General features: G+C 71.3%; 20 protein-coding genes and 1 tRNA gene. 4 read left to right on the forward strand and 17 right to left on the reverse strand.

The genetic code is table 11. From position 1 onward, the window contains the following. The 17 genes from Q392_RS22175 to Q392_RS22255 form a co-directional block, all read right to left on the reverse strand. Nucleotides 1-429: Rieske 2Fe-2S domain-containing protein (locus tag Q392_RS22175; protein WP_038212525.1), on the reverse strand; the 429-nt coding region annotated here is incomplete at its 3' end. A gap of 37 nt (nucleotides 430-466) precedes the next feature. Further along, a complete protein-coding gene (locus Q392_RS22180) occupies nucleotides 467-748 on the reverse strand; it encodes a recombinase-like helix-turn-helix domain-containing protein (protein ID WP_425425196.1) in 282 nt (93 codons plus the stop codon). 46 nt (nucleotides 749-794) lie between these two features. Further along, nucleotides 795-1,778, reverse strand: coding sequence for a Bug family tripartite tricarboxylate transporter substrate binding protein (locus tag Q392_RS22185; protein ID WP_038212529.1), 984 nt, complete (start codon nucleotides 1,776-1,778; stop codon nucleotides 795-797). 8 nt (nucleotides 1,779-1,786) lie between these two features. After that, nucleotides 1,787-2,758 (reverse strand): VOC family protein, encoded by a 972-nt coding sequence (locus Q392_RS22190; RefSeq protein WP_038212531.1) that lies wholly within the window; start codon nucleotides 2,756-2,758, stop codon nucleotides 1,787-1,789. A 1-nt stretch (nucleotide 2,759) separates the two neighbouring features. Continuing rightward, a complete protein-coding gene (locus Q392_RS22195; RefSeq protein WP_038212533.1) occupies nucleotides 2,760-4,235 on the reverse strand; it encodes an aldehyde dehydrogenase in 1,476 nt (491 codons plus the stop codon). Between the two features lie 20 nt (nucleotides 4,236-4,255). After that, nucleotides 4,256-5,053, reverse strand: a complete 798-nt coding sequence (locus tag Q392_RS22200; RefSeq protein ID WP_038212534.1) for an aspartate dehydrogenase — start codon at nucleotides 5,051-5,053, stop codon at nucleotides 4,256-4,258. 17 nt (nucleotides 5,054-5,070) lie between these two features. Further along, nucleotides 5,071-6,774, reverse strand: a complete 1,704-nt coding sequence (locus Q392_RS22205; protein WP_038212536.1) for a thiamine pyrophosphate-binding protein — start codon at nucleotides 6,772-6,774, stop codon at nucleotides 5,071-5,073. After that, nucleotides 6,767-7,594 (reverse strand): SDR family oxidoreductase, encoded by an 828-nt coding sequence (locus tag Q392_RS22210; RefSeq protein WP_051953855.1) that lies wholly within the window; start codon nucleotides 7,592-7,594, stop codon nucleotides 6,767-6,769. The genes Q392_RS22205 and Q392_RS22210 overlap by 8 nt, the downstream gene beginning before the upstream one ends. Continuing rightward, the gene (locus Q392_RS22215) at nucleotides 7,594-8,460 is read right to left on the reverse strand and encodes an IclR family transcriptional regulator (RefSeq protein ID WP_038212545.1); all 867 of its coding nucleotides are present in this window, start codon (nucleotides 8,458-8,460) and stop codon (nucleotides 7,594-7,596) included. The genes Q392_RS22210 and Q392_RS22215 overlap by 1 nt, the downstream gene beginning before the upstream one ends. Nucleotides 8,461-8,498: 38 nt before the next feature. Next, nucleotides 8,499-9,365, reverse strand: a complete 867-nt coding sequence (locus Q392_RS22220) for an alpha/beta fold hydrolase (protein ID WP_038212627.1) — start codon at nucleotides 9,363-9,365, stop codon at nucleotides 8,499-8,501. Nucleotides 9,366-9,388: 23 nt separating this feature from the next. Then, nucleotides 9,389-9,937 (reverse strand): cupin domain-containing protein, encoded by a 549-nt coding sequence (locus Q392_RS22225; RefSeq protein ID WP_038212548.1) that lies wholly within the window; start codon nucleotides 9,935-9,937, stop codon nucleotides 9,389-9,391. Nucleotides 9,938-9,971: 34 nt separating this feature from the next. Beyond that, a complete protein-coding gene (locus Q392_RS22230; protein WP_038212553.1) occupies nucleotides 9,972-10,787 on the reverse strand; it encodes an SDR family oxidoreductase in 816 nt (271 codons plus the stop codon). A gap of 37 nt (nucleotides 10,788-10,824) precedes the next feature. Continuing rightward, complete coding sequence (locus tag Q392_RS22235; protein WP_051953857.1) at nucleotides 10,825-11,793, reverse strand: Bug family tripartite tricarboxylate transporter substrate binding protein; 969 nt, start codon at nucleotides 11,791-11,793, stop codon at nucleotides 10,825-10,827. A gap of 376 nt (nucleotides 11,794-12,169) precedes the next feature. After that, entirely contained in the window at nucleotides 12,170-13,156 is a 987-nt protein-coding gene (locus Q392_RS22240) for a 2-dehydropantoate 2-reductase (RefSeq protein ID WP_051953858.1), read from the reverse strand. A 41-nt stretch (nucleotides 13,157-13,197) separates the two neighbouring features. Then, entirely contained in the window at nucleotides 13,198-13,893 is a 696-nt protein-coding gene (locus Q392_RS22245) for a histidine phosphatase family protein (protein WP_084217336.1), read from the reverse strand. Between the two features lie 20 nt (nucleotides 13,894-13,913). Then, nucleotides 13,914-16,550: an alanine--tRNA ligase gene (gene alaS, locus Q392_RS22250; protein ID WP_038212559.1), complete on the reverse strand. Its 2,637-nt coding sequence runs from the start codon at nucleotides 16,548-16,550 to the stop codon at nucleotides 13,914-13,916. A 146-nt stretch (nucleotides 16,551-16,696) separates the two neighbouring features. Continuing rightward, entirely contained in the window at nucleotides 16,697-17,233 is a 537-nt protein-coding gene (locus tag Q392_RS22255; RefSeq protein WP_038212562.1) for a 2'-5' RNA ligase family protein, read from the reverse strand. 122 nt (nucleotides 17,234-17,355) lie between these two features. Between Q392_RS22255 and Q392_RS22260 the strand changes: the two genes are divergently transcribed. From Q392_RS22260 to rbbA, 4 genes are all read left to right on the forward strand, one after another. Then, the gene (locus Q392_RS22260; protein WP_038212565.1) at nucleotides 17,356-18,177 is read left to right on the forward strand and encodes a ferritin-like domain-containing protein; all 822 of its coding nucleotides are present in this window, start codon (nucleotides 17,356-17,358) and stop codon (nucleotides 18,175-18,177) included. 38 nt (nucleotides 18,178-18,215) lie between these two features. Next, nucleotides 18,216-18,289, forward strand: a tRNA-Gly gene (locus Q392_RS22265). 199 nt (nucleotides 18,290-18,488) lie between these two features. After that, nucleotides 18,489-19,562: an HlyD family secretion protein gene (locus Q392_RS22270; protein WP_038212578.1), complete on the forward strand. Its 1,074-nt coding sequence runs from the start codon at nucleotides 18,489-18,491 to the stop codon at nucleotides 19,560-19,562. Then, nucleotides 19,559-22,297 carry a ribosome-associated ATPase/putative transporter RbbA gene (gene rbbA / locus Q392_RS22275; protein WP_038212581.1) on the forward strand — a complete coding sequence of 913 codons (2,739 nt, stop codon included), beginning with the start codon at nucleotides 19,559-19,561 and terminating at the stop codon, nucleotides 22,295-22,297. The genes Q392_RS22270 and rbbA overlap by 4 nt, the downstream gene beginning before the upstream one ends. The last annotated feature ends 3 nt before the right edge of the window (nucleotides 22,298-22,300 follow it).

Below are 22,300 nucleotides of genomic sequence, written 5' to 3' on the forward strand. Positions count from 1 at the left end.
CTGCTCGGGCAGCACCAGCGGGGGCGGCTCGTCCACCGGCTCGCTGGCGTTGTAGAGGAACACCGCCCCGGCCACCTCGCGCACGTGGAAGCTGCGCGTGGCCTTCTGGCCCTCGAGCTTGCAGCCCGGGCTGCCGGGCACGCTGGTGACCACGCCGTCGCAGCGCACCTCCACACCGTGGTAGGGGCACGACAGGCGGTCGCCCATGGTCACGCCCTGCGACAGGGGCGCGCCGCGGTGCGGACAGCGGTCCTCCAGCGCGTGCACCTGGCCGTCGGCGCCGCGCCACAGGGCCAGCCTGTAGCCGAAGCGGCGCAGCGACACGGGCCGCTCCTTGATGAAGCCGGAGGGGCACACGGCGTGCCAGACGTCCTGCAGGCCGGTCTCCAGGCGCTGGTCGACCGGGTCGATTCGTGGGGTGGTGCTCATGGGGTACTCCTCGTGGGGCGCGCGCAGGGGGCGGGGCTCAGCGGCTGAGCTCGGCCATCTCGGGGCCGTAGTTGGCTTCGGTCCAGGGCTGGCCGGCGCGGGTGGTCATGCCCTGGCGGTTGAGGCTGTCGACCAGGCCGGCCAGGTCGTGCACGCCGGCGGCGAAGCTGCGCTCGATGGCGTCGCCCAGCAGGTCTTCGTAGTTGGTCGGCGCGCGGTGCTGCGCCTGGCGCGGCTGCAGGTAGCGGTCCGGCGCCTGGCTGGGTTCGGGGTGATGGTTCTCGACGACCTGGATCACTTGCATGATGCGTTCTGCCATGGATGTTCTCCTCTGAACTGACAAACGAATGCCGGACGGCGCGGGCTCACTCCGCCTTGATGCCGCTCGCCTTGATGACGCCGGCCCACATGGCGGTCTCTTCCTTCATGTACTTGGCGAAGGCGGCGGGCGTCATGGTGCTCTGCGTCATGCCCTGGGCCTTCAGGCGTGCCTGCACGTCGGGCTGCGAGAGGAAGTCGGCCGCGTCGCGCGCAAGCTGCTCGACCACCACGGCCGGCGTGCCGGCCGGCGCCAGCATGCCGTACCAGGAGGTGACGTTCACCCCCTGGATGCCCTGCTCCGCCAGCGTCGGGATGTCGGGCGCAACGGGCGTGCGCTGCGCCTCGGTGATGCCCAGCGCCACCAGCTTGCCGCTCTGCAGGTGCGGCAGCGCGGCGGGCAGGTTGGTGAACATCAGCGGCACGATGCCGCCCAGCACGTCGTTCATCGCCGGGCCCGTGCCCTTGTAGGCCACGTGCAGCAGGTCGGCGCCGGTGTACTGCTTGAACAGCTCGCCCGCCAGGTGCAGGCCGCTGCCGATGCCGGGCGAAGCGTACGACAGGGTGCCGGGCTTGGCCTTGGCCTGCGCGACCAGGTCCTTGGCGCTCTTGATGCCGCTGGACGGCGAGGCCACCAGCACGTTGGGCGCCTTGGCCAGCATGGTGACGGGCGCGAAGTCCTTCGCGATGTCGAACGGGAAGTTCGGCATCAGCGTCGGGTTGATCGTCAGGTTGCCGGCCGGGATCAGCAGCAGCGTGTGGCCGTCGGGCTTGGCCCGCTTGACCTTGTCCATGCCGATGTTGCCGGCCGCGCCGGGGGCGTTGTCCACCACGGCCGGCTGGCCGTAGCGCTTGGTGAGGCCCTCGGCCATCACGCGGGCCAGGGTGTCCACCGGCCCGCCCGGCGGGAAGGGCGAGATGACGGTGAACTTGTCGCTGCTCAGCAGCTTGGCGGCCTCGGGGTTGGCCTGCGGGAACGCGGGAAGGGCCAGCGCGACGAGCGTGGCGGCGATGAAAGACTTGCGCAGCATGGGGGAGATCACTTCTTCTCGGTCAGGAATTTGCCGCCGGCCTCGATGCCCTTCTGGCGGCGGGTATGGCCGTCCAGGCCGCCGTCGACGGCCCATTCGGCGAACACGGTGGGGCCGGGCTCGAACTCGCGCGGCTGCCACTCGGCGGTGAGCTGGTCTTCGTCGGCGTAGTACTCGATCAGGCCGCCGGCCGGGTTCTTGAAGTACCAGAAGTAGGCCGACGAGACCGGATGCCGGCCCGGGCCGAGCTGGGTCTCCCAGCCGCAGCGCGAGAAGTGCAGGCCGCCGCCGAACACCTCGTGGATGTCGCGCACGGTGAAGGCCACGTGGTTGACGCCGCGCTTGCCGGTGGGCAGTTGCAGCAGGAACAGGTCGTGGTGGCCGCCCTCGGGCGCGCAGCGCATGAAGGCGCCGCGGTTCGGGTAGCGGTCGGACGAGACGAAGCCAAGGCGGCTGGCGTAGAAAGCCTCCACCGCCTTCACGTCGGCCACGAAGAACACCACGTGGCCCACCTCGATGGGCGTGGCGCGCTCGTAGATCGGCGCGGGCTGGTTGATGCGGGTCCTGCTGCTCCAGGTGTTCATCACCCCGCTCTGGAGCTCCGGCAGCTCGCGCTTGCGCGTGACCTGCAGGCGCACCGCCAGGCCGTTGGGGTCGGTGCAGCCGATGCGGCGCGCGCCGTCCACCTGGCCGTCGGTGAAGCCGGGCTCGCTGCGGATGGCGTCGGCGTAGCGGGCCAGGTCGGCCTCGCTCTCGACGCCCCACACCACCTCGCGCAGGGTGGGGCCTTCCTCGATGGCCGGCGGCAGGCCGGGCTTGTCCATGGCGGCCACCACCACGCGGCAGCCGTTGAGGCATTCGAAGACGAGTTCGTCGGCGCTTTCCTTCGCCAGGGTCAGGCCCCAGTCCTGGAAGAAGCGGCGCGAGAGCGGCAAGTCGTCGGTGCCGTAGGTGATCTGGTCGATGCCGAGAACGCTCATGTCAGTCTGCCCAAGGAATAGGGTGTTCGTTGGTGCCCCAGTACATGCTCTTCTGCTCCATGTACTGGAAGATGCCCTCGCGCCCCTTCTCGCGGCCCAGGCCCGAGTCGCGCCAGCCGCCGAAGGGCGTGGAGACAGAGAACTGCTTGTAGGTGTTGACCCAGACCGTGCCGGCCTGCACCGCGCGGCCGAGCTTCCAGGCGCGCTTGAAGTCGCGGCTCCACACGCCGGCGGCCAGCGCGTAGATGCTGTCGTTGGCCTGCGCGATCAGCTCCTCCTCGGTGTCGAAGGGCATCGCCACCAGCACCGGGCCGAAGATTTCTTCCTGCGTGATGCGGGCGTCGTTGGTCAGGCCCTCGAGGATGGTGGGCGTGTAGAAGTAGCCCTTGTCGAACGCGGCGCCGTGCGGGCGCACGCCGCCGGTGCGGATGCGGCCGCCTTCGCTGACGCCCAGGTCCACGTAGCGCTCGATGCCTTCGCGGTGCTTGGCGGTGATGAGCGGGCCCATCTGCGTGCGTTCGCTGGCCGGGTCGCCCACGCGCAGGTTCTTGGCGGCCTCGGCCACGCGCGTGACGAACTCGTCGTAGATGCTGCGCGCCACGAACAGGCGCGAACCCGCGATGCACGACTCGCCCGAGCTGCTGAAGATCCCGTAGAGCACGCCGTTGACGGCGTGGTCGAGGTCCGCATCCTCCAGCACCATGGTGGGCGACTTGCCGCCCAGCTCCAGCGAGACCGGCATCATCTTGTCGGCCGCGATGTGGGCGATGTGCTTGCCGGTGGTGGTGCCGCCGGTGAAGGAAACGCGCTTGACCAGCGGATGCTTGGTGATGGCGTCGCCGATGACCGAGCCCTTGCCCGGCAGCACACTGACGATGCCCTTCGGCACGCCCGCCTCCTCGCAGATCCGCGCCAGTTCCAGCGCCATCAGCGGCGTCACCTCGGCGGGCTTGACCACCACGGCGTTGCCGGCCGCCAGCGCGGGGGCGAGCTTCTGCGCCTCGCTGGCGATGGGCGAGTTCCACGGCGTGATGGCGGCGACGACGCCCATGGGCTCGTGCACGCTCATCGTCACGTAGGCGCCGCGCGAGGGGGTGATGGTGTCCTCCAGCGTCTCCAGCGCGGCGGCGAAGAACTGGAAGGTGCCTGCGGCGCTGGCCACCAGGGCGCGCGTCTCGCTGATCGGCTTGCCGTTGTCCAGGCGCTGCTTCTGCGCCAGGTCTTCGGCCCGCTCGCGGATGATCGCGGCCACGCGGTGCAGCACGGCGGCGCGCACGTGCGGCAGCATCTGCGCCCAGCCGCTGGTGCGGAAGGCCTGGTCGGCGCGGGTGATGGCCTCCTCCACGTCGGCCAGGCTGGCGGCCTTCAGGCGGGCGATCGGCTCGCTGGTGGCGGGGTACAGGCTCTGGTATTCGTCGCCGCCGCCCAGGCGCCATTCGCCTGCGACGTTGATGGGGAGCAGTTCGAGGTTCGACATCGTGGGCTCTCTCGTTTCTTTCAGATCACCAGCGGGGCGACACGGCCGCGCAGGGCACGCACTGCGCTGTAGACGGTCAGCGCGGAAGTCTTGGGGTTGGCGGCCAACGCCTGGTTGCGCATGGTCAGCTCGAAGCGGCCGAAGGCGCCGGCGGCCTCCACCTGGTGCACGTTCTCCGTCACGGCGGGATCGGCGATCAGGCGCACCGTGGTGCGGTCCAGGCCCAGGCCGGCCAGCGAGACGGTGGCGGCCACGTTGGCGTTCTTGGGGTATTGCGATGCGGCTTCACGGGCCGAGCCCTCGAAGATCACCGTCTCGGCCGTGAGCGTGCCCAGGTCGCGCCCCTGCTCGGCCGGCGTGCCCTTCCAGGCGTGCGGCGGATTGCGGCCGGTGTAGCGCACCGTCTCCAGGCCACCGATGCGGGCGGCGGCCAGCGCGTCGATGGCGCCGATGGCGCCGGCGATCAGTTGCACCTGCGTGCGGCCTTCGCGCGCGGCGGCTTCCAGTTGCTCGGGCAGGCCTTCGGCCGACAGCGCGCCCACCGAGGCCACGATGGCCGGCGTGCCGCGCCGCAGCGCGGGCAGCACGTGCTGCTCGATGGCGCTGTGGCCGGCGGCCTCGACGACCAGGTCGATGCCTTGCGCCGGCACGGCCGAAACCACCTGCGCTTGCGGCGCCAGCCGCTGGGCCACCGCCCGTGCGGCGTGCGCGAACTCGTCCGGCACCACGATGGCGGCGATCCGCAGGCCGGTGTCGTCCTTCACCAGTTCCAGCAGGGCGGTGCCGATGGCGCCGCAGCCGATCAGGGCAACTTGCATGGCGTATCCGTCCTTGCTTACTTGTTGGTGGGCGACAGGGCCGGGATCTGGTCCAGCTTGTTCACCGGCGGGCCCGAGAAGTTGGTCTTGAAGCCGCCGATGGTGCGCATGTCGATCTCCAGCAGGAAGGGGCCCTTCTTCGCCCAGGCGGCGTCCAGCACAGCGGGCAGCTCCTTCAGGTCCTGCACGCGGGCGTGCGGCAGCCGGATCGAGGCGCACAGTTGCGCGTAGTCCGGCGTGTGCAGCTCCACATAGCAGCGGCGGCCGCCGTACGAGGCGTCCTGGATGTTCTGGATCACGCCGTAGCGCTGGTCGTTCATCAGCACGATCAGGGCGTCGCACTGCTCCTGCACCAGCGTGGCGAGTTCACCCAGGTTCAGGATGAAGCCGCCGTCGCCCGCCAGGCCCAGCGTCTTGCGGCCCGAGCCCGTCTCGGCGGCGCCGATGGCCGCGCCGATGGCCATGGGCATGCCCATGCCGATGCCGCCGCCGGTGGCATGCACGCCCGCATCGGGCTCGAAGAAGCGCAGCTCGCGGTTGCCCCAGGTGCTGTTGGACACCGTGACGTCGCGCACCCAGTTGAAGTTGCGGCCGGCCACCTGCTGCAGTTGCTGCACCAGCGCGCTGTAGGCCCCCAGGCCGTCGTGCAGCGTGGCGACCACTTCGTCGTGCGTCCTGCGCAGGTCGGCCAGCAGTTCCGGGTCGGCCTTGTAGCCGCGCCTTTCGAGGCGGTCGGCCAGGCCGGCGAGCGCCAGGGCCGAGTCGCCGCAGACGAAGCCGTCGTCGGCATAGCAGCGGCCGGACTGCGCGGCGTCCACGTCGACGCGCAGCAGCGGGCGCGGCAGCTTCAGCTCGTACTTCAGCGTCTCGTTGCTGCGCAGGCGCGAGCCGACCACCAGCATCGCGTCGCAGCGCTGGTAGAAAGCCTCCACCGGCTTCTGGATGTTGTAGGCGCCCAGCGAGGCCGGGTCGTCCTCGGGCACGATGCCGCGGCCCTGCACGGTGGTGACGATGCCGAAGCCCAGGGCCTTCAGGCGCGCCACCTCGGCGCGGGCATGGCGGGCGCCGCCGCCCAGCCACAGCAGCGGGCGCTTCGCGGCGGCCAGGCGGTCGGCCAGGGCGTCGAGCGCGGCCTCGGAGGGCACGGCCACCGCGACCGGCAGCGGCGCGAGGTCGGCCGGCATGTCGATCACCGTCTGCTGGATGTCGATCGGGATCTCGACGCTCACCGGGCCGGTGGGCGCCGTGAGCGCGGCCTGCACCGCGGCCTTGAGGGTGGACAGGCAGGTCTCGGCGCTGCGCACGCGGAAGGCCGCCTTGGAGACGGCGCCCAGCATGGTGAGCTGGTCCGGCGCCTCGTGGATGTACGACAGCTTCTGGTCGAGGTACTGCGTCTCGATCTGGCCGGTGATGTGCAGCAAGGGCGTGCCGGCGGTGTACGCCTCCACCAGGCTGCCGGCGATGTTGCCGGCGGCCGGGCCGGTGCTGGTGATGGCCACGCCCAGGCTGGAGGTGGAGCGGGCGTAGGCGTCGGCCATGTTGCCCGCGCCGGCCTCGCCGCGCGCCATCACGAAGCGGGTCTTGCCGCGCTGCGCGAAGGCGTCCAGGATCGGCATGTTGTGGATCGAGATCACGCCGAAGGCGGCCTTGACGCCGCACTGTTCGAGGAAGGCGGCGACGACGGCGCCGACGGTGACTTGCTGTGGGGTGTTCTTAGGCATGGCGCGAATGGCCTCCGGAGATGTCGATGTGAGAACCGCTCGTATAGGAGGCGAACGGTGAGACGAGGAAGGTGAGCGCGCGCGCGGCTTCGACCGGAAGCCCGAGGCGGCCCAGGGGAATGTGTTTCTTCGCGGCCAGCTCGGCGCTCCAGGCGGCCCAGTCCTGCGACTTGTCCTCGCGCGCCTCGAAGCGGCGGCGCCACTGGCCGGACTCGACCAGGCCGATGAGGATGCCGTTGACGCGCACGCCCTGCGGCGCGAACTCGGTGGCCAGCGAGCGCACCAGGTTCAGGATGCCGGCGCGCGCCGCCGAGGTGGCGACCATGTGCGGCTCGGGCTGGCGCGCCAGCAGCGAGTTGGCGCAGGCGATGGCGGCATCGCCCAGACGCCGGCGCTCGGCGACGAGCTGCGGCAGGAAGGCGCGGGTCGGGTGGATGATGGAGAAGAACTTCAGCTTCAGCTCGTCCATCCAGGCCTGGTCGTCGGTGTCGGCGAAGGTGGACACGCGGCCCTGGCCGGCGTTGTTGACCAGCATGGCGGCCGGGCCCAGCGCGGCCTGGCTGGCGGCGGCGAAGGCTTTCACCGATTCGCCGTCGAGCACGTCGCAGGGCTGGGCGAACAGCTTCGCGCCGGGGAACTGCGTGCGCAGCCGCGCCACGGCGTCGTCCAGGCGCTCGGCGCTGCGGCCGCACAGGGCCACGGCGGCGCCGGCGGCGAGCAGCACCTCGACGGTGGCCAGGCCGATGCCCGAGGAGCCGCCGGTGACCACGGCCGTGCGGCCGGCCAGCGCGTCGGGTGCGAGGAACAAGGGCGCAGCCATCACAGGCCCCGGCCGCGCAGCGGCACCACGTTGCGGCCGCTGGCCGCGGGCGCATAGTTCAGCAGCGCCGACAGCTCGTCGGCCGCCTCGCGCACTTCCTTGACCAGCTCCTCGACGCGGCCCTCGTCGATGTGGCCGGACGTCACGGTCATGCCCAGCGCTGCCACGACATTGCCCGTGTGGTCGCGCACCGGGGCGGCGATGGTGGAGATGTTGGTCTCGAAGAAGCCCTCGCCCAGCACGTAGCCGCGCTGGCGGTCGGCCTGCACCATGTCGAACAGCTCGACGGCGGTGCGCGGCGTGTTCGGCGAGAAGCTTTCCAGGTGCTCTTCCGGGTACAGCTCGCGCAGCTGCGGCAGGCTCAGGTCTTCCAGCAGGATGCGGCCGAGCACGGTGGCGTGCGCCGGCAGGCGGGTGCCGACGTTGACCGAGCTGGCGAACAGCGACTGCGGCGACGGCGGCGAGACCTTGGCCACGTAGACGATGGAGCGGCCGTCGCGCACCACCAGGTTGGTCGGGTAGCGCGAGGCCTGGCTCAGGCGCTCCAGCAGCGGCAGGCCCAGCTCGTTGAGCGGCAGCGCGGCCAGGTACTCGAAGCCCAGGCGCAGCACCGCGAGGCCCAGGCGGTACTCGCGGCCGCCCTCGGTGCGCTCGATGAAGCCCAGGTTCTCCAGCGTGCTGAGCAGGCGGAAGACGGTCGAGCGCGGCAGCTTGAAGCGGCGCGCCAGCTCCGGCGCGGTGAGCGTGCGGTTCTCGCGGCTGAACTCGCCCAGCATGCGCAGGCCGCGCTCCAGCGCCGGCACGTTGTAGCGGTCGGCGCCCTCGTCCGCCGGCTCGTTCGCTTCCTGGATGGCGTCGTCGTTCATGGCTTCGTCGTCGTTGTCGTTGTTGCGTTATCGTTCGTTCAGCGGGCGGCGTGTTCCAGCACGCGGCCCAGCAGTGCGGCGACGGCTTGCGGCCGCTCCACGTAGGAGGCATGCCCCGCGTCGGCGATGGATTCGAGCGGTACGCCGCAGCGCCGCGCCACCTCGGCGCAGCCGGCCGGCGGCGTGACGACGTCCAGTGCGCCGCAGGCCACGGTGGTCGGCACGGCGGCCGGCAGGCCGGCCAGCAGGTCGCCGCCGCACAGCAGCTCGATGGCCTGGCGATAGCCGCGCTCGTGCAGGCGCGCCATGTTCCAGCGCACCCACTGGCGGGCCAGCGGCGAGGCATGCTCGGACACCAGCCGGCCGGCGCGCTTCGCGGCCATGCCGGCGATGCCCAGTTCCTGAAGCGAGGCGAGGCGCTCGGCATGCACCCGCGCGCGGTCGGCCTCGCGGCCCGGTGCGCCATAGCCCTGCGCCGGGCTGATCAGCACCAGCGCGGCGATGCGCTCGCTGCGCTGCGCGGCGGGCGCCGCCATCAGCGCGCCCAGCGAATGGCCCACCAGCACGCAGCGCGCGATGCCCAGCGCATCGAGCAGTTCGTGCAGGCGCTGCGCGTAGTCGGCGCCGCGCGGCGCGTCCATCGGCAGCGGCGTCGAGTCGCCATAGCCCGGCGCGTCCCAGGCGATCAGCCGCGTGCGCGGCGCGAGGATCTGCGCCGCCTCCAGCCACGAGGCCGAGCCCGAGCCGATGCCGTGCAGGCACACCAGCGGCAGCCCGGCGCCCTCGCCGCATTCGCGCACCGAGACCTGCGCCCCTCCGCCCACCGCGACGGCGCGCGCGGGAAAGCGCAGCGACAGCCGCTCGAGGGCGTCGGCAGGCAGTTCTGCGAAGGCGTCAGTGCTCATGGCGTCGGTGCGGCGCGGGCGGTTCAACGCTTGATCTTGGACAGCGGGTGCTCGGGCGGATAGGTCGGCGTGATCGGCTTCTTGGCGCCCAGCATCACGCACATCAGCGCATCCTCGTCGCCGATGTTGATCTCCTCGCGGTACACGCCGGGCGGCACCGAGACCAGGTCGCGGTCGGTCAGCACGGTCTCGTAGCGTTCGCCCTCGGGCGTGGTCAGCACCAGCTTGAGCTTGCCGCGCATGACGAAGAAGACCTCCTCCACGTCGGTATGGATGTGCGGCGGGCCTTCGTGGCCGGCCGGGATCACCATGGTCGAGAAGGTGAAGTGCTCGGCAGGCACGGTGTTCATGTCGGCCGACACGCCGGTGCCGCCGGTGCCAAGGTAGCGCATCTGCGCGCGGCGGAACTTCGGGTCGTAGTCGGCCTGGAACTTCAGCGCGTTCCAGTCGTACTTGCGGGTGGCATAGCGCGCGATGCGCGTGGTCATCCAGTCCTCGAAGCTGGCGCCCTCGGGGCGGGTCCAGCTGGGCTGGTCGGCTTCCATCTGCTGTTGGACGGACAGATCGGTCATGGGGAGCTCCTTCAGTGGTCGAGTGGGAACGGAATCAATGCATCACGAAGCCGCCGTTGACGGCGAGCAGCTGGCCCGTGACGAAGCGGGAGAGGCCCGACAGCGCGAACAGCACCGCGCCGCAGACGTCGGCCGCCTGCTGCTCGCGCGGCAGCGCGCGGCCTTCGAGGTATTTCTCGTGGCGTGCCTTGGGCACGTATTCGGTGGCCTCCACCAGCGTGAGGCCGGGCGCCACCGCGTTGACGGTGATGCCGTCGCCGCCCCATTCGCGGGCCAGCGAGCGCGTCATGGCGATGACGGCGCCCTTGCTGGCGGCGTAGGCCAGCAGGTTGGGCGCGCCCCACAGGGCCGTGTCGGATGCCAGGTTGACGATGGCGCCGCGGCCGCCCTGCGCCAGCGCGACGCGGCAGGCGCGGCCCATCAGCCAGGTGCCGCGCACGTTGACGTCCATCACGCGATCCCAGGTGTCGATCTGCAGCGCGTGGGCATCCTTGCCGCCGGAGTTGGTGATGGCGGCGTTGTTGACCAGCCCGTCCAGCCCGCCCAGCAGGCGCACCGATTCGGCGGCGCAGTGCTCGATGGAGGCCGGATCGCACAGGTCCAGCGCCAGCGCCTGCACGTCGAAGCCCTGCCCGCGCAGCGCGGCGGCCTCGGCCTGGGCCAGGTCGGCCAGCACGTCGGCGATGACCACGCGGCCGCCGGCGACGGCGATGGACCGGGCGAAGGCCAGGCCCAGCCCGCGCGCGGCGCCGGTCACCAGCACGCGCCGGCCCTTGAGCAGGTCGTGCGGCAGGTCGGCCAGCAGCGCCTGCAGGCTCTGGGGATCGGCGATGCCCTGGATATCGCTCATCGTGCGGCTCCTTCTTCTGTCTCGTGCGCTGCCGCGCTCAGTCGGCCGTGATGTTGAGCTCCTTCACCACGCGGGTGAAGCGCTCGAGATCGGCGATGGTGGTCTTCGTCAGCGTCTCCGGCGGGCCGCCCACCGGCAGCACGCCGAGCATCTTCATCTTCGCCGTCACCTCGGGCTGGCGCATGATCTCGTTGATCTGCGCGTTCAGCCTGGACACCACCTCGGGCGGCATGCCCTTCGGGCCGTACAGGCCGTTCCAGGCCGAGACCTCCACGCCCTTGTAGCCCAGTTCGGCCAGCGTGGGAACCTGCGGCGCCAGCGGCGTGCGCTCGGCCTGGGCCACGCCCAGCAGGCGCATCTTGCCGTCGGCCAGGTAGGGCTCGACCGGGCCGTAGGTCATCCAGGTCAGCGGCACGTGGCCGCCGGCCACGTCGGTCAGCACCGGCGCCACGCCACGGTAGGGCACGTGGCGGAAGTTGGCGCCGGTGGCCTTGTTGAACATCTCGCCCAGCACGTGCATCGGCGAGCCGCTGCCGGGGCTGCCGTAGGCCAGCTCGGACTTCTTCGACTCCTCCATCGCCTCCTTGAGCGTGCGCGCCTGGGTGCCGGGGCCGGCCGCGATGAACAGCGGCTGCGCACCCACCTGGATGATCGGCGTGAAGCCGTTGCGCACGTCGTAGGCCGCGCTGGGCGCCGTCTTGAGCACGAGCTGGGCCATGGCGAAGGTGTTGGGCGCCATCAGCAGCGTGTAGCCGTCGGGTGCGGCCTTGGCCACGTAGCCGCTGCCGATGATGCCGCTGGCGCCCGGCTTGTTCTCCACCAGCACGGGCTGGCCCAGGCGGGCCTGCAGCCGCTCGGCGAAGACGCGGGCCAGCGCGTCGGTGTCGCCGCCGGCCGGGTAGGCGACCACGATCGTGACAGGCTTGGCCGGCCAGCCCTGCGCCATGGCCGCCGCCACGGACATCGCGGCCACGCCGCCCACGGCCCATTTCCACATCCGCTTCATCGTCATCGTATGCCTCTCTTTTGATTCACTAATGGAACGTCGATTTATTCTTGAAACAACAACGCGAGAATACGGCAGGAAGTCACGGACCATATCAGTAGTAACCCTCAATTTTGGCATCATTTGTTCCATCAAAGGATCGTTGATTCACTTGAGAGACAATTTATGCATCATCCATGCCAGCAAAAAGGTCCCTCGAACCGCCGTTCCGAGAGCCCGGCACGTGCGCAGTGCGCCATCGCGGGGCGAAAGGCACCGCAAGAGCGTGCATCGAGGGACGAAGGAGGACAGGAAGAGCGCCCGCAGAAGGAACCGGCGCAACGCTCTGCGGAAGCGCCTGCGCGGCGGACCGCAGCCGAGGCCCGGCCGGGCCCGCCTACAGCCCGAGCAGGCGTTCCAGTTCGGCGGAGGACAGCCGGGGCGGCGGCGCGGGCCAGCCGCCGTCCAGCAGCTCGACCATGCGCGCGTTGCGCGGCGCCTCCAGGCCGTGGCGCCGGGCCAGGCGCACCACCTCGCCGCTGAGGGCGTCCACCTCCGTGCGGCGGCCCACCGCCAGGTCGTCGGCCATGCTCGAACGCGCCTTGGCGTCGATGCGCAGCATGCGCGCCGCGACGATGCGGAACAGCCAGTCGGGCAGGCGCAGCAGCGCCGCCAGCCGGGCGGGCGGCACGGCGGCGACCTGTGCCGGCTCGATGCCGGCCGCCCGCAGCACGCCCAAGGCCTCGTCGATCAGCGCCGCGAAGCAGCGGCGCCAGCCGCGCTCCAGCAGTTGTGCGCGCAGCGGCAGGCCCGACAGCGCGTTGACCGGGTTGTTGAGGTTGAGCAGCAGCTTGCCCCACTGGATCGACGCGATGTCGGCGCGCAGGTCCAGCGGCACGCCGGCGGCCTCGAAGATGGAAAGCCAGGGAATGAGCGCCGTCTCGTCGAAGGCGGCGAGGCGGCCGTCGGTGCCGCGATGCCAGGCGCCGGGCGCGAGTTCGGCCACGTTGTAGGGCACCATGCCCGGCACCAGCCGCAGGCCCGGCGCCGCCGCCTGCGCTGCGGCCGCGTTGCCCACGCCGTTTTGCAGCGACAGCACGAGCGTGCCGGGCGGCAGCGCCGCCGCCAGCTGGGCGGCGGCCTCGGCCGTGGCGCCGCTCTTGACGCACAGCAGCACCAGGGCGGGCCGTGCATCGGGCGGCACGGCCTCCGCCAGGCGCAGGCGATCGGGCGGCACCTGCCGGCGCGCACCGTCGCGGTCGGTGATCGTCAGGCCGTGCGCAGCGAGCGTGGCCAGCACGCGCGGACGGCCGACGAAGGTGACGGGCACGCCGGCAGCCGCCAGGCAGCCTCCGACGTAGCAGCCGACCGCCCCGGCGCCCATGACGAGCACCGGGCCCGGCACCGCTTCGTCTCTTGTTCCGCTCACGCCATCCCTCCCCGCCTCTCGCCCAGGACCGGCGCGCCGGCCGGATCGAGCAGCACAGGCGTCTCGGGCGGCATCAGCATCTCGTCGCCCAGCACGCGCCACAGGCTGCGCCCGCGGTCCAGCACCAGCTTCTGGCAGTTGAGCACCGGCGAGCGCTGCTCGAAGGGCCAGAAGCGCGCCATCTTGTCGGCGTCCGCCTCGCCCGGGCGCTCCACGGTCAGCCGCACGGCCTGCATGAACTGGCCGTGGCTGAAGAGGAAGACCTCGGTGTCCTCCGGCAGCGCCGCCAGCCGCGCCAGCGCCTGCTCGGCCCGCCGCAGCACCTGCGAGAAGCTCTCGGCGCCCTCCCCGTCCACGTGGGCCGGATCGCCCTGCGCCCAGTAGGCCTCGACCGCGGGGCGGCGCTGCGCGCGGGTGGTGTCGACCCAGCGCGCCGGGCTGAGGTAGGTGAACTCGTGGATCGGCCAGATCGCCATCGGCACGCCGGGAAAGCGCACGCAGGTGGGCTCGGCCGTCTGCCGCGCCCGCAGGAAGGGCGAGCTGACGATGTGCGTGGGTTCGCCGGCCCAGCCGGCCGCCACCTGCCGCGCCTGGGCCGTGCCCAGCGGCGTCAGCGGCATGGCGACCAGGTCGCGCGTGGGCTGGCCGGCGTTGCCGGTGCTCTGGCCGTGGCGCACGAAAGTGACACGCATCGCCGGCCCGTGCCGGGAAATCAGGCCCGCTCGGCCACCCAGGCCTGCACCGAGGCCAGGGCCTTCGGCAGGCCGGCCGCGTCGGTGCCGCCGGCCATCGCCATGTCGGGCTTGCCGCCGCCCTTGCCGCCCACCTGCTGGGCGACGAAGTTCACCAGCTCGCCGGCCTTGATCTTCGCGGTGTGGTCGGCCGTGACGCCGGCCGCGATCTGCACCTTGGCACCGTCGACCGCCGCCAGCACGATGACGGCGCTCTTGAGCTTGTCCTTGAGCTTGTCCATCGTCTCGCGCAGCGTCTTCGCATCGGCGCCTTCCAGCTTCGCCGCCAGCACCTTGATGCCATTGACGTCGACCGCCTGCGCCACCAGCTCGTCGCCCTGGCTGGAAGCGAGCCGGCCCTTGAGCGCGCCGATCTCCTTCTCGAGCGCGCGCACCTGCTCCAGCACCTGCGCCAGGCGCGGCTGCAGCTCGGCTGAGGGCGCCTTGAGCGTGGCGGCCACGCTGTGGACGGTGGCCTCCAGGCCCTGCACGTAGGCCAGCGCGTTGGCGCCGGTGATGGCCTCGACGCGGCGCACGCCCGCGGCCACGCCGCCCTCACTCACGATCTTGAAGAGGCCGATGTCGCCGGTGCGCTGCACGTGCGTGCCGCCGCACAGCTCGCGGCTGCTGCCGATGTCGAGCACGCGCACGGTGTCGCCGTACTTCTCGCCGAAGAGCATCATGGCGCCGGTCTTCTGCGCGTCGTCCATGGACATCACGCGCGCCTGGGTGGGCGCGTTGGCCAGGATCTCGGCATTCACGCGCTGCTCGATCTCGGTGATCTGCGCCGGCGTGACGGGCGCGTTGTGCGCGAAGTCGAAGCGCGTCTTGTCGGCATCGACCAGCGAGCCCTTCTGCTGCACGTGGCCGCCCAGCACCTCGCGCAGCGCCTTGTGCATCAGGTGCGTGACGGAGTGGTTGCGCATGGTCGCGGCGCGGCGCTCGCCGTCCACCGCGGCCTTCACCGCATCGCCCACCTTGAGCGTGCCCTGCTGCATCGTGCCGTGGTGGCCGTGCACGTCGGCCTTGATCTTCTGGGTGTCCTCCACGCCGAAGGCGACGCCCTCGGCGCAGATCACGCCCTGGTCGCCCACCTGGCCGCCGCTCTCGGCATAGAAGGGCGTGGTGTCGAGCACGACGATGCCGGACTGGCCTTCGGCCAGCGCATCGACCGCGGCGCCCTCGTGGTAGAGCGCGACGACCTTCGCCGCCTCCTCCAGGTGCTCGTAGCCGGTGAAGACGCTGGCGCCTCCGCCGTACTCGACGGCACGCTCCATCTTGAACTTGCCGGCTGCGCGGCCGGCGGCCTTCTGCTTCTCCATCGCGGCATCGAAGCCGGCCTCGTCCACCGTCACGCCGCGCTCGCGGCACACGTCCTGCGTCAGGTCGAGCGGGAAGCCGTAGGTGTCGTGCAGCTTGAAGGCGACGTCGCCGGGCAGCGTGGCCTTGCCGCCGTCCAGCGCGGCGTCGAGGATCTCCATGCCGTTGGCCAGCGTCTCGTAGAAGCGCTCCTCCTCGGCCTTGAGCGTGTCGGCGATATGCTTCGCCTCGGCCTGCAGCTTCGGGTAGGCCGCGCCCATCAGCGCCACCAGGTCGGGCACCAGCTTGTGGAAGAAGGGCTTCTTGCGGCCCAGCTTGTAGCCGTGGCGGATCGCGCGGCGGATGATGCGCCGCTGCACATAGCCGCGGCCCTCGTTGCTCGGGATCACGCCGTCGCTGACCAGGAAGGAGGTGGCGCGGATGTGGTCGGCGATCACCTTGAGCGAGGGGTTCACCAGGTCGGCGCAGCCGGTCTCGCCCCACACTTCACGTGCTGCGGCCTTGATCAACGCGTCGAACAGATCGATCTCGTAGTTGCTGTGCACGTGCTGCAGGATCGCCGCCAGGCGCTCCAGGCCCATGCCGGTGTCGACGCAGGGCGCGGGCAGCCTGACCACGCTGCCGTCCTCCTTCATGTCGAACTGCATGAACACGTGGTTCCAGATCTCGATGAAGCGATCGCCGTCCTCGTCGGGGCTGCCCGGCGGGCCGCCGGGGATGTGCGGGCCGTGGTCGTAGAAGATCTCCGAGCAGGGGCCGCAGGGGCCGGTGTCGGCCATCATCCAGAAGTTGTCGGACTTGTACTTGCCGCCCTTGTTGTCGCCGATGCGGATGACGCGCTCGGGCGGCAGGCCGATCTCCTGGGTCCAGATGTCGTAGGCCTCGTCGTCCTCGTGGTAGACGGTGGCCAGCAGCTTCTCGGCCGGCAGCCCGTACACCTTCGTCAGCAGCTCCCAGCCCCAGGTGATCGACTCGCGCTTGAAGTAGTCGCCGAAGCTCCAGTTGCCCAGCATCTCGAAGAAGGTGTGGTGCCGCGCGGTGTAGCCCACGTTCTCCAGGTCGTTGTGCTTGCCGCCGGCGCGCAGGCAGGCCTGCACCGAGGCGGCGCGCACGTAGGGCCGCTTGTCGGTGCCGAGGAACACGTCCTTGAACTGCACCATGCCCGAGTTGGTGAACATCAGCGTCGGGTCGTTGCCCGGCACCAGCGGGCTCGACGCCACGACCGTGTGGCCCTTGGATTCGAAGAAATCGAGGAAGGTCTTGCGGATGTCCGCGACCGTGAACGTGGGCTGGCTCATGAGGGCAGGAGAAGGAGGCGGGACGCCGGCCGCCGGGTCCGTTCTGGAGGCGCTCGCTGGCCTGGCCCCGGGGCGTCGGACGGGCGCCGGCTGGGGCGCTAACCGCTTGATTCGATTGAACATTCGATTATAGGCGGCGGGCGGCGTCAGGGCCCGTCCAGCGGGCAGCGCAGCAGCACCTCGTGCCATGCCGGATGCGGTGGCAGCCAGGAGCGCACCAGCACGAACTCGCGCACCGGCCAGGCGATGGGCGGGTCCACCGGCGGCGCGGCCGATTCCCAGGCGTCGCGCGCCAGCGTCAGGTGCGGCTGCCAGCCGGCCGATGCGGCGAGGCCCAGCGCCGCCGCGATGCGGCGGTGCAGCCGCGCCAGCGCCTCGGACGGCGCGGGCCGCAGCACGGCCACGCCGTTGCGCGTCCAGACTTCCGCGCGGTCCAGGTGTAGGTCGAAGGGCTCCATCCGCACGCTTTGCAGCGCGCCGCGCAGGCCGTCGATCGCCGAATCGTCCCGCGGCCCGAGGTGCGCCAGCGTCAGGTGCAGGCGGTGCGCCCGCGGCTGCCGCTTCGCAGCGGGCCGGGTCCACCACCAGGCGGCGCGGTGCGCCTCGACGGCCTGCAGGGCCTTGCCGTCCGGGAACAGGCCGACGAACAGCGCGGGCGGGCGGGAATCCGTGGCGGCAGGCATGCAAAGGGGAGCCGAAAGCGTTAGCACAGGTTACCGCCGCCTTCTCGAAGGCGTGCAGGACTTGCAGAATGGCCTCGGGGTGCCGCACTGCACCATCGCACACGACAAGAAAAGGAGCTGGCATGACCGCCACCGCGGCCGCGCACTGGACCATCGACGACCTGGACTTCTCGCGCATCGCGCTGGACGTGGTGCGCGAGGACGAGACGCTGTTCTACCTGGCCTGCTCGGCCTCGTTCATCGAGAGCGGCTCGGACCTGTACACCCGCAACCTGATCGACTACTTCGAGGGCGACGAGGAAGTGACACAGTGGCTGCGCGAGCACTGGGAGCCCGAGGAACTGCAGCACGGCCGCGCCCTGCGCGCCTACGTGGAGCACGCCTGGCCCGAGTTCGACTGGGAGCCGGCGTACCGCAGCTTCCTGGAGGAGTACGCCACCTACTGCAAGGTCGAGCTGCTGGCGCCCAGCCGCGCCCTGGAGATGTCGGCGCGCTGCGTGGTCGAGACCGGCACCGCCACCTACTACCGTGCCCTGGCCCGCGCCACCACCGAGCCCGTGTTCGTCGACCTGGCCTCGCGCATCGCGGCCGACGAGGTCAGCCACTACAAGCACTTCTACCGCTACTTCCGCCGCTACCGCGACCAGGAGCGGGTGGGCCGCGCGCGCGTGTTCGGCACCGTGGCGCGGCGCACCTGGGAACTCAAGAGCGAGGACGCCGACTGCGCGCTGCGGCACATCGCCCGCACCCGCCACCCCGCGCAGGCGGCCGACCGCGCCTGGCTGCGCGCCCTGGGCAGCCGCGTCAGCCGCGTCGTCAGCCGCAACCTCCACCCGGGCTCCACGCTGAAGATGCTGATGCGCCCGCTTGACCTGCCGCCGCGCGTGGAAAACGCGCTGCAGGTGCCGATCGAGCACTTCATGCAGCGGGTGTTCCTGCGCTGAGCGGACGCGCCGGCCAAGCCGCTAGAATCCGCGCCGCTGCGGGTGTAGTTCAATGGCAGAACGGCAGCTTCCCAAGCTTCATACGAGGGTTCGATTCCCTTCACCCGCTCCAGCATCGCTCCCATGAGAGCCTGAGGCCACGGCCTCGCTCCCCGCGCCCAAGGCGCACCTCCCCCTCCGTCACCACCGGCACGCCTGCCGGCAGCCGCACGTCCAGGTCAATGGCCTGCAATTGACACACGTCAATTCGCGCCGGACGCAATCCGCGACGATCTCCTTCATCCGGAGCATCCATCGCCCATCGCGTCCTCATGACCACCCCCCCCAAGAGCAGGCTCGTCGCCGCCCTCGCCCTCCTCGCGCTGGCCGCCGCCGGGTGGTATGCGTGGCAGCGGCATGTCGCCAACGGGAACGACGGCGCCTTCCTTAACAGCAACGGCCGGATCGAGGCGACCGAGATCGACGTCGCCACCAAGCTGGCCGGCCGGGTCGACAACATCCTGGTCGATGAAGGCGCCTTCGTGAAGGCCGGCCAGGTGCTGGCCGCCATGCAGGTGCAGACGCTGGAGGCGCAGTTGCGCGAGGCCCGGGCCCAGCGCCTCCAGGCCGTCAACGCCGTGGCCAGCGCCCAGGCGCAGACGGCGATGCGCCGCAGCGACAAGGCGGCCCTCACGGCGCAGGTGCGCCGGGCCGAGGCCGACCTGGACGCCGCCCGGCGCCGGCTGGCGCGCTCCGAGACCCTCGCCAAGGCGGGCGCCACCGCCCTGCAGACCCTCGACGACGACCGCGCCCATGCCTTCGGCGCCGAGGCGGCGCTCGCCGCGGCACGGGCGCAGGCCGCCTCGGCCGACGCGGCCATCACCGCGGCGCAGGCGCAGGTGGTCAGTGCGCAGTCGCAGGTGGAGGCGGTCGAGGCGACCCTGGAGCGCATCCAGGCCGAGATCGACGACAGCCAGCTCAAGGCGCCGCGCGACGGCCGCGTGCAGTTCCGCGTGGCGCAGCCCGGCGAGGTGCTGGCCGCGGGCGGCCGGGTGCTGAACCTGATCGACCTGTCGGACGTCTACATGACCTTCTTCCTGCCCACCGAGGCGGCCGGCCGGCTGGCGCTGGGTGCCGAGGCGCGCATCGTGCTGGACGCCGCGCCCGACTACGTCATCCCGGCGCGCATCTCCTTCATCGCCAGCGCCGCGCAGTTCACGCCCAAGACGGTCGAGACCGCCAGCGAGCGCCAGAAGCTGATGTTCCGCGTGCGCGCGCAGATCGACCGCGAGCTGCTGCGCAAGCATCTCGAGCACGTCAAGACCGGCCTGCCCGGCGAGGCCTGGGTGCGGCTCGATCCCTCGCGCGAATGGCCTGCCCGCCTGGCGCTGCGGGTCCCGCAATGACGCAGCCGGCACCGCGCTCTCCCGAGGCGGTGGTCCGCCTGGCGCAGGTGCGGCTGCGCTACGGGAAGTCGCAGGCGCTGGCGGGCATCACGCTGGACATCCCGTCCGGCCGCATGGTGGGGCTGATCGGGCCGGACGGCGTGGGCAAGTCCAGCCTGCTGTCGCTGGTGGCCGGCGCCCGCGCCGTGCAGGAGGGCAGCGTCCATGTGCTGGGCGGCAGCATGGCCAGCCGGCGGCACCGGGACGCGGCCTGCCCGCGCATCGCCTACATGCCCCAGGGGCTGGGCCGCAACCTCTACCCCACGCTGTCGGTGGAGGAGAATCTGCAGTTCTTCGCGCGCCTGTTCGGCCACGACGCCGCCGAGCGGCGCCGGCGCATCGACGCCCTGACGGACGCCACGGGCCTGCGCGGCTTCCTCGCCCGGCCGGCCGGCAAGCTCTCGGGCGGCATGAAGCAGAAGCTCGGCCTGTGCTGCGCGCTGATCCACGACCCCGACCTGCTGGTGTTGGACGAGCCGACCACCGGCGTCGACCCGCTGGCCCGCGCGCAGTTCTGGGAGCTGATCGCGCGCATCCGCGACGGGCGGCCCGGCATGAGCGTGATCGTTGCCACCGCCTACATGGACGAGGCCCGGCGCTTCGACTGGCTGGTGGCGATGGACGGCGGGCAGGTGCTGGCCACCGGCACGCCGGCCGAGCTGCTGTCGCGCACCGGCTGCGATTCGCTGGAGGCGGCCTTCATCGCCCTGCTGCCCGATGAGAAGAAGCGCGGCCACGCGCCGGTCGAGATCCCGCCCCTGCAGGCCTCGGAGGACGACATCGCCATCGAGGCGCAGGGCCTGACCATGCGCTTCGGCGACTTCGTCGCGGTGGACCACGTCTCCTTCCGCATCCGGCGCGGCGAGATCTTCGGCTTCCTCGGCTCCAACGGCTGCGGCAAGACCACGACGATGAAGATGCTCACCGGGCTGCTGGAGGCCAGCGAGGGCCGGGCCTGGCTGTTCGGCCACGAGATCGATCCGCGGGACATCGAGACCCGCCGCCGCGTGGGCTACATGTCGCAGGCCTTCTCGCTGTACGGCGAGCTGACGGTGCGGCAGAACCTGGAACTGCACGCGCGCCTGTTCCAGGTGCCCGCAGCGGAAATTCCCCGGCGCGTGGCCGAGATGGAGCAGCGCTTCGGCCTGGCCGAGGTGCAGGGCAGCCTGCCCGAGCGCCTGCCGCTGGGCATGCGCCAGCGCCTGTCGCTGGCGGTGGCCATGGTGCACAAGCCGGAGCTGCTGATCCTGGACGAGCCGACCTCGGGCGTGGACCCGGTCGCGCGCGACGCCTTCTGGCGGCTGCTGGTCGAGCTGTCGCGCCGCGACAGGGTCACGATCTTCATCTCGACCCACTTCATGAACGAGGCCGAGCGCTGCGACCGCATGTCGATGATGCACGCCGGCCGGGTGCTCGACAGCGATGCCCCCGCGGCGCTGGTCGCCCGGCGCGGCGCGAAGACGCTGGAGGAGGCGTTCATCGGCTACCTGGTCGAGGCCGGCGGCGGCGCGCCGGCCGCCGGTCCGGCATCGGTCCCGGCGGGCGCGGCGCCCGCCCCCGCCCGCGCGCGCCGCTTCAGCCTGCAGCGCCTCTTCAGCTACCTGTGGCGCGAGTCGCTGGAGCTGCGGCGCGACCCCGTGCGCGCAACGCTCGCGCTGGCCGGCTCGGCCATCCTGATGTTCGTGATGGGCTTCGGCATCAGCATGGACGTGGACGACCTGCGCTACGCGGTGCTCGACCGCGACCAGTCCACCCTGAGCCAAAGCTACACGCTGAGCCTGGCCGGCTCGCGCTACTTCGTCGAGCGCCCGCCGATCGCCGACTACGCGGAGCTGGACCGCCGCATGACCAGCGACGAACTGAACCTGGCGCTGGAGATCCCGCCCGGTTTCGGCCGCGACGTGCTGCGCGGCCGCCCGGTGGAGATCGGCGCCTGGATCGACGGCGCCATGCCGCAGCGGGCCGAGACGGTGAAGGGCTACGTGCAGGGCATCCACCAGCACTGGCTGGCGGAGCAGGCGGCCGCGCGCACGGGCGGCGCGGCGGCGGGGCTGGCCGGCATCGAGACGCGCTTTCGCTACAACCCCGACGTGAAGAGCCTGCCCGCCATGGTGCCCGCCGTGGTGCCCATGCTGCTGCTGATGCTGCCGGCCATGCTGACGGCGCTGGCCGTGGTGCGCGAGAAGGAGACCGGCTCCATCATCAACCTGTACGTCACGCCCGTCACGCGCACGGAATTCCTGCTGGGCAAGCAGCTCCCCTACGTGGCGCTGGCCCTGCTCAACTTCCTGCTGATGACGCTGCTGTCGGTGACCGTCTTCGGGGTACCGGTCAAGGGCAGCTTCGCCACGTTGCTGCTGGCCGCGCTGGTCTTCAGCTTCTGCGCCACCGGCATGGGCCTGCTGGCCTCGAGCATCACCCGGAGCCAGATCGCGGCCATGTTCTTCGCGATGATCGGCACGATGATCCCCACCGTGCAGTTCTCGGGGGTGACCGATCCGGTCTCCTCGCTGCAGGGCGGCGCGCGGCTGCTGGGCGAGGTGTACCCGGCCACGCACATGATCGACGTCAGCCGCGGCGTGTTCAACAAGGCGCTGCACTTCGGCGACCTGGGCGCGTCGCTGGTGCCCATGCTGGTCGCCGTGCCGCTGATCGTGGGCGCCGCCATCGCACTGCTGCGCAAGCAGGAGCGGTGAACG

The sequence above is a fragment of the Xenophilus azovorans DSM 13620 genome, from assembly GCF_000745855.1.
Lineage (GTDB): Bacteria > Pseudomonadota > Gammaproteobacteria > Burkholderiales > Burkholderiaceae_C > Xenophilus > Xenophilus azovorans.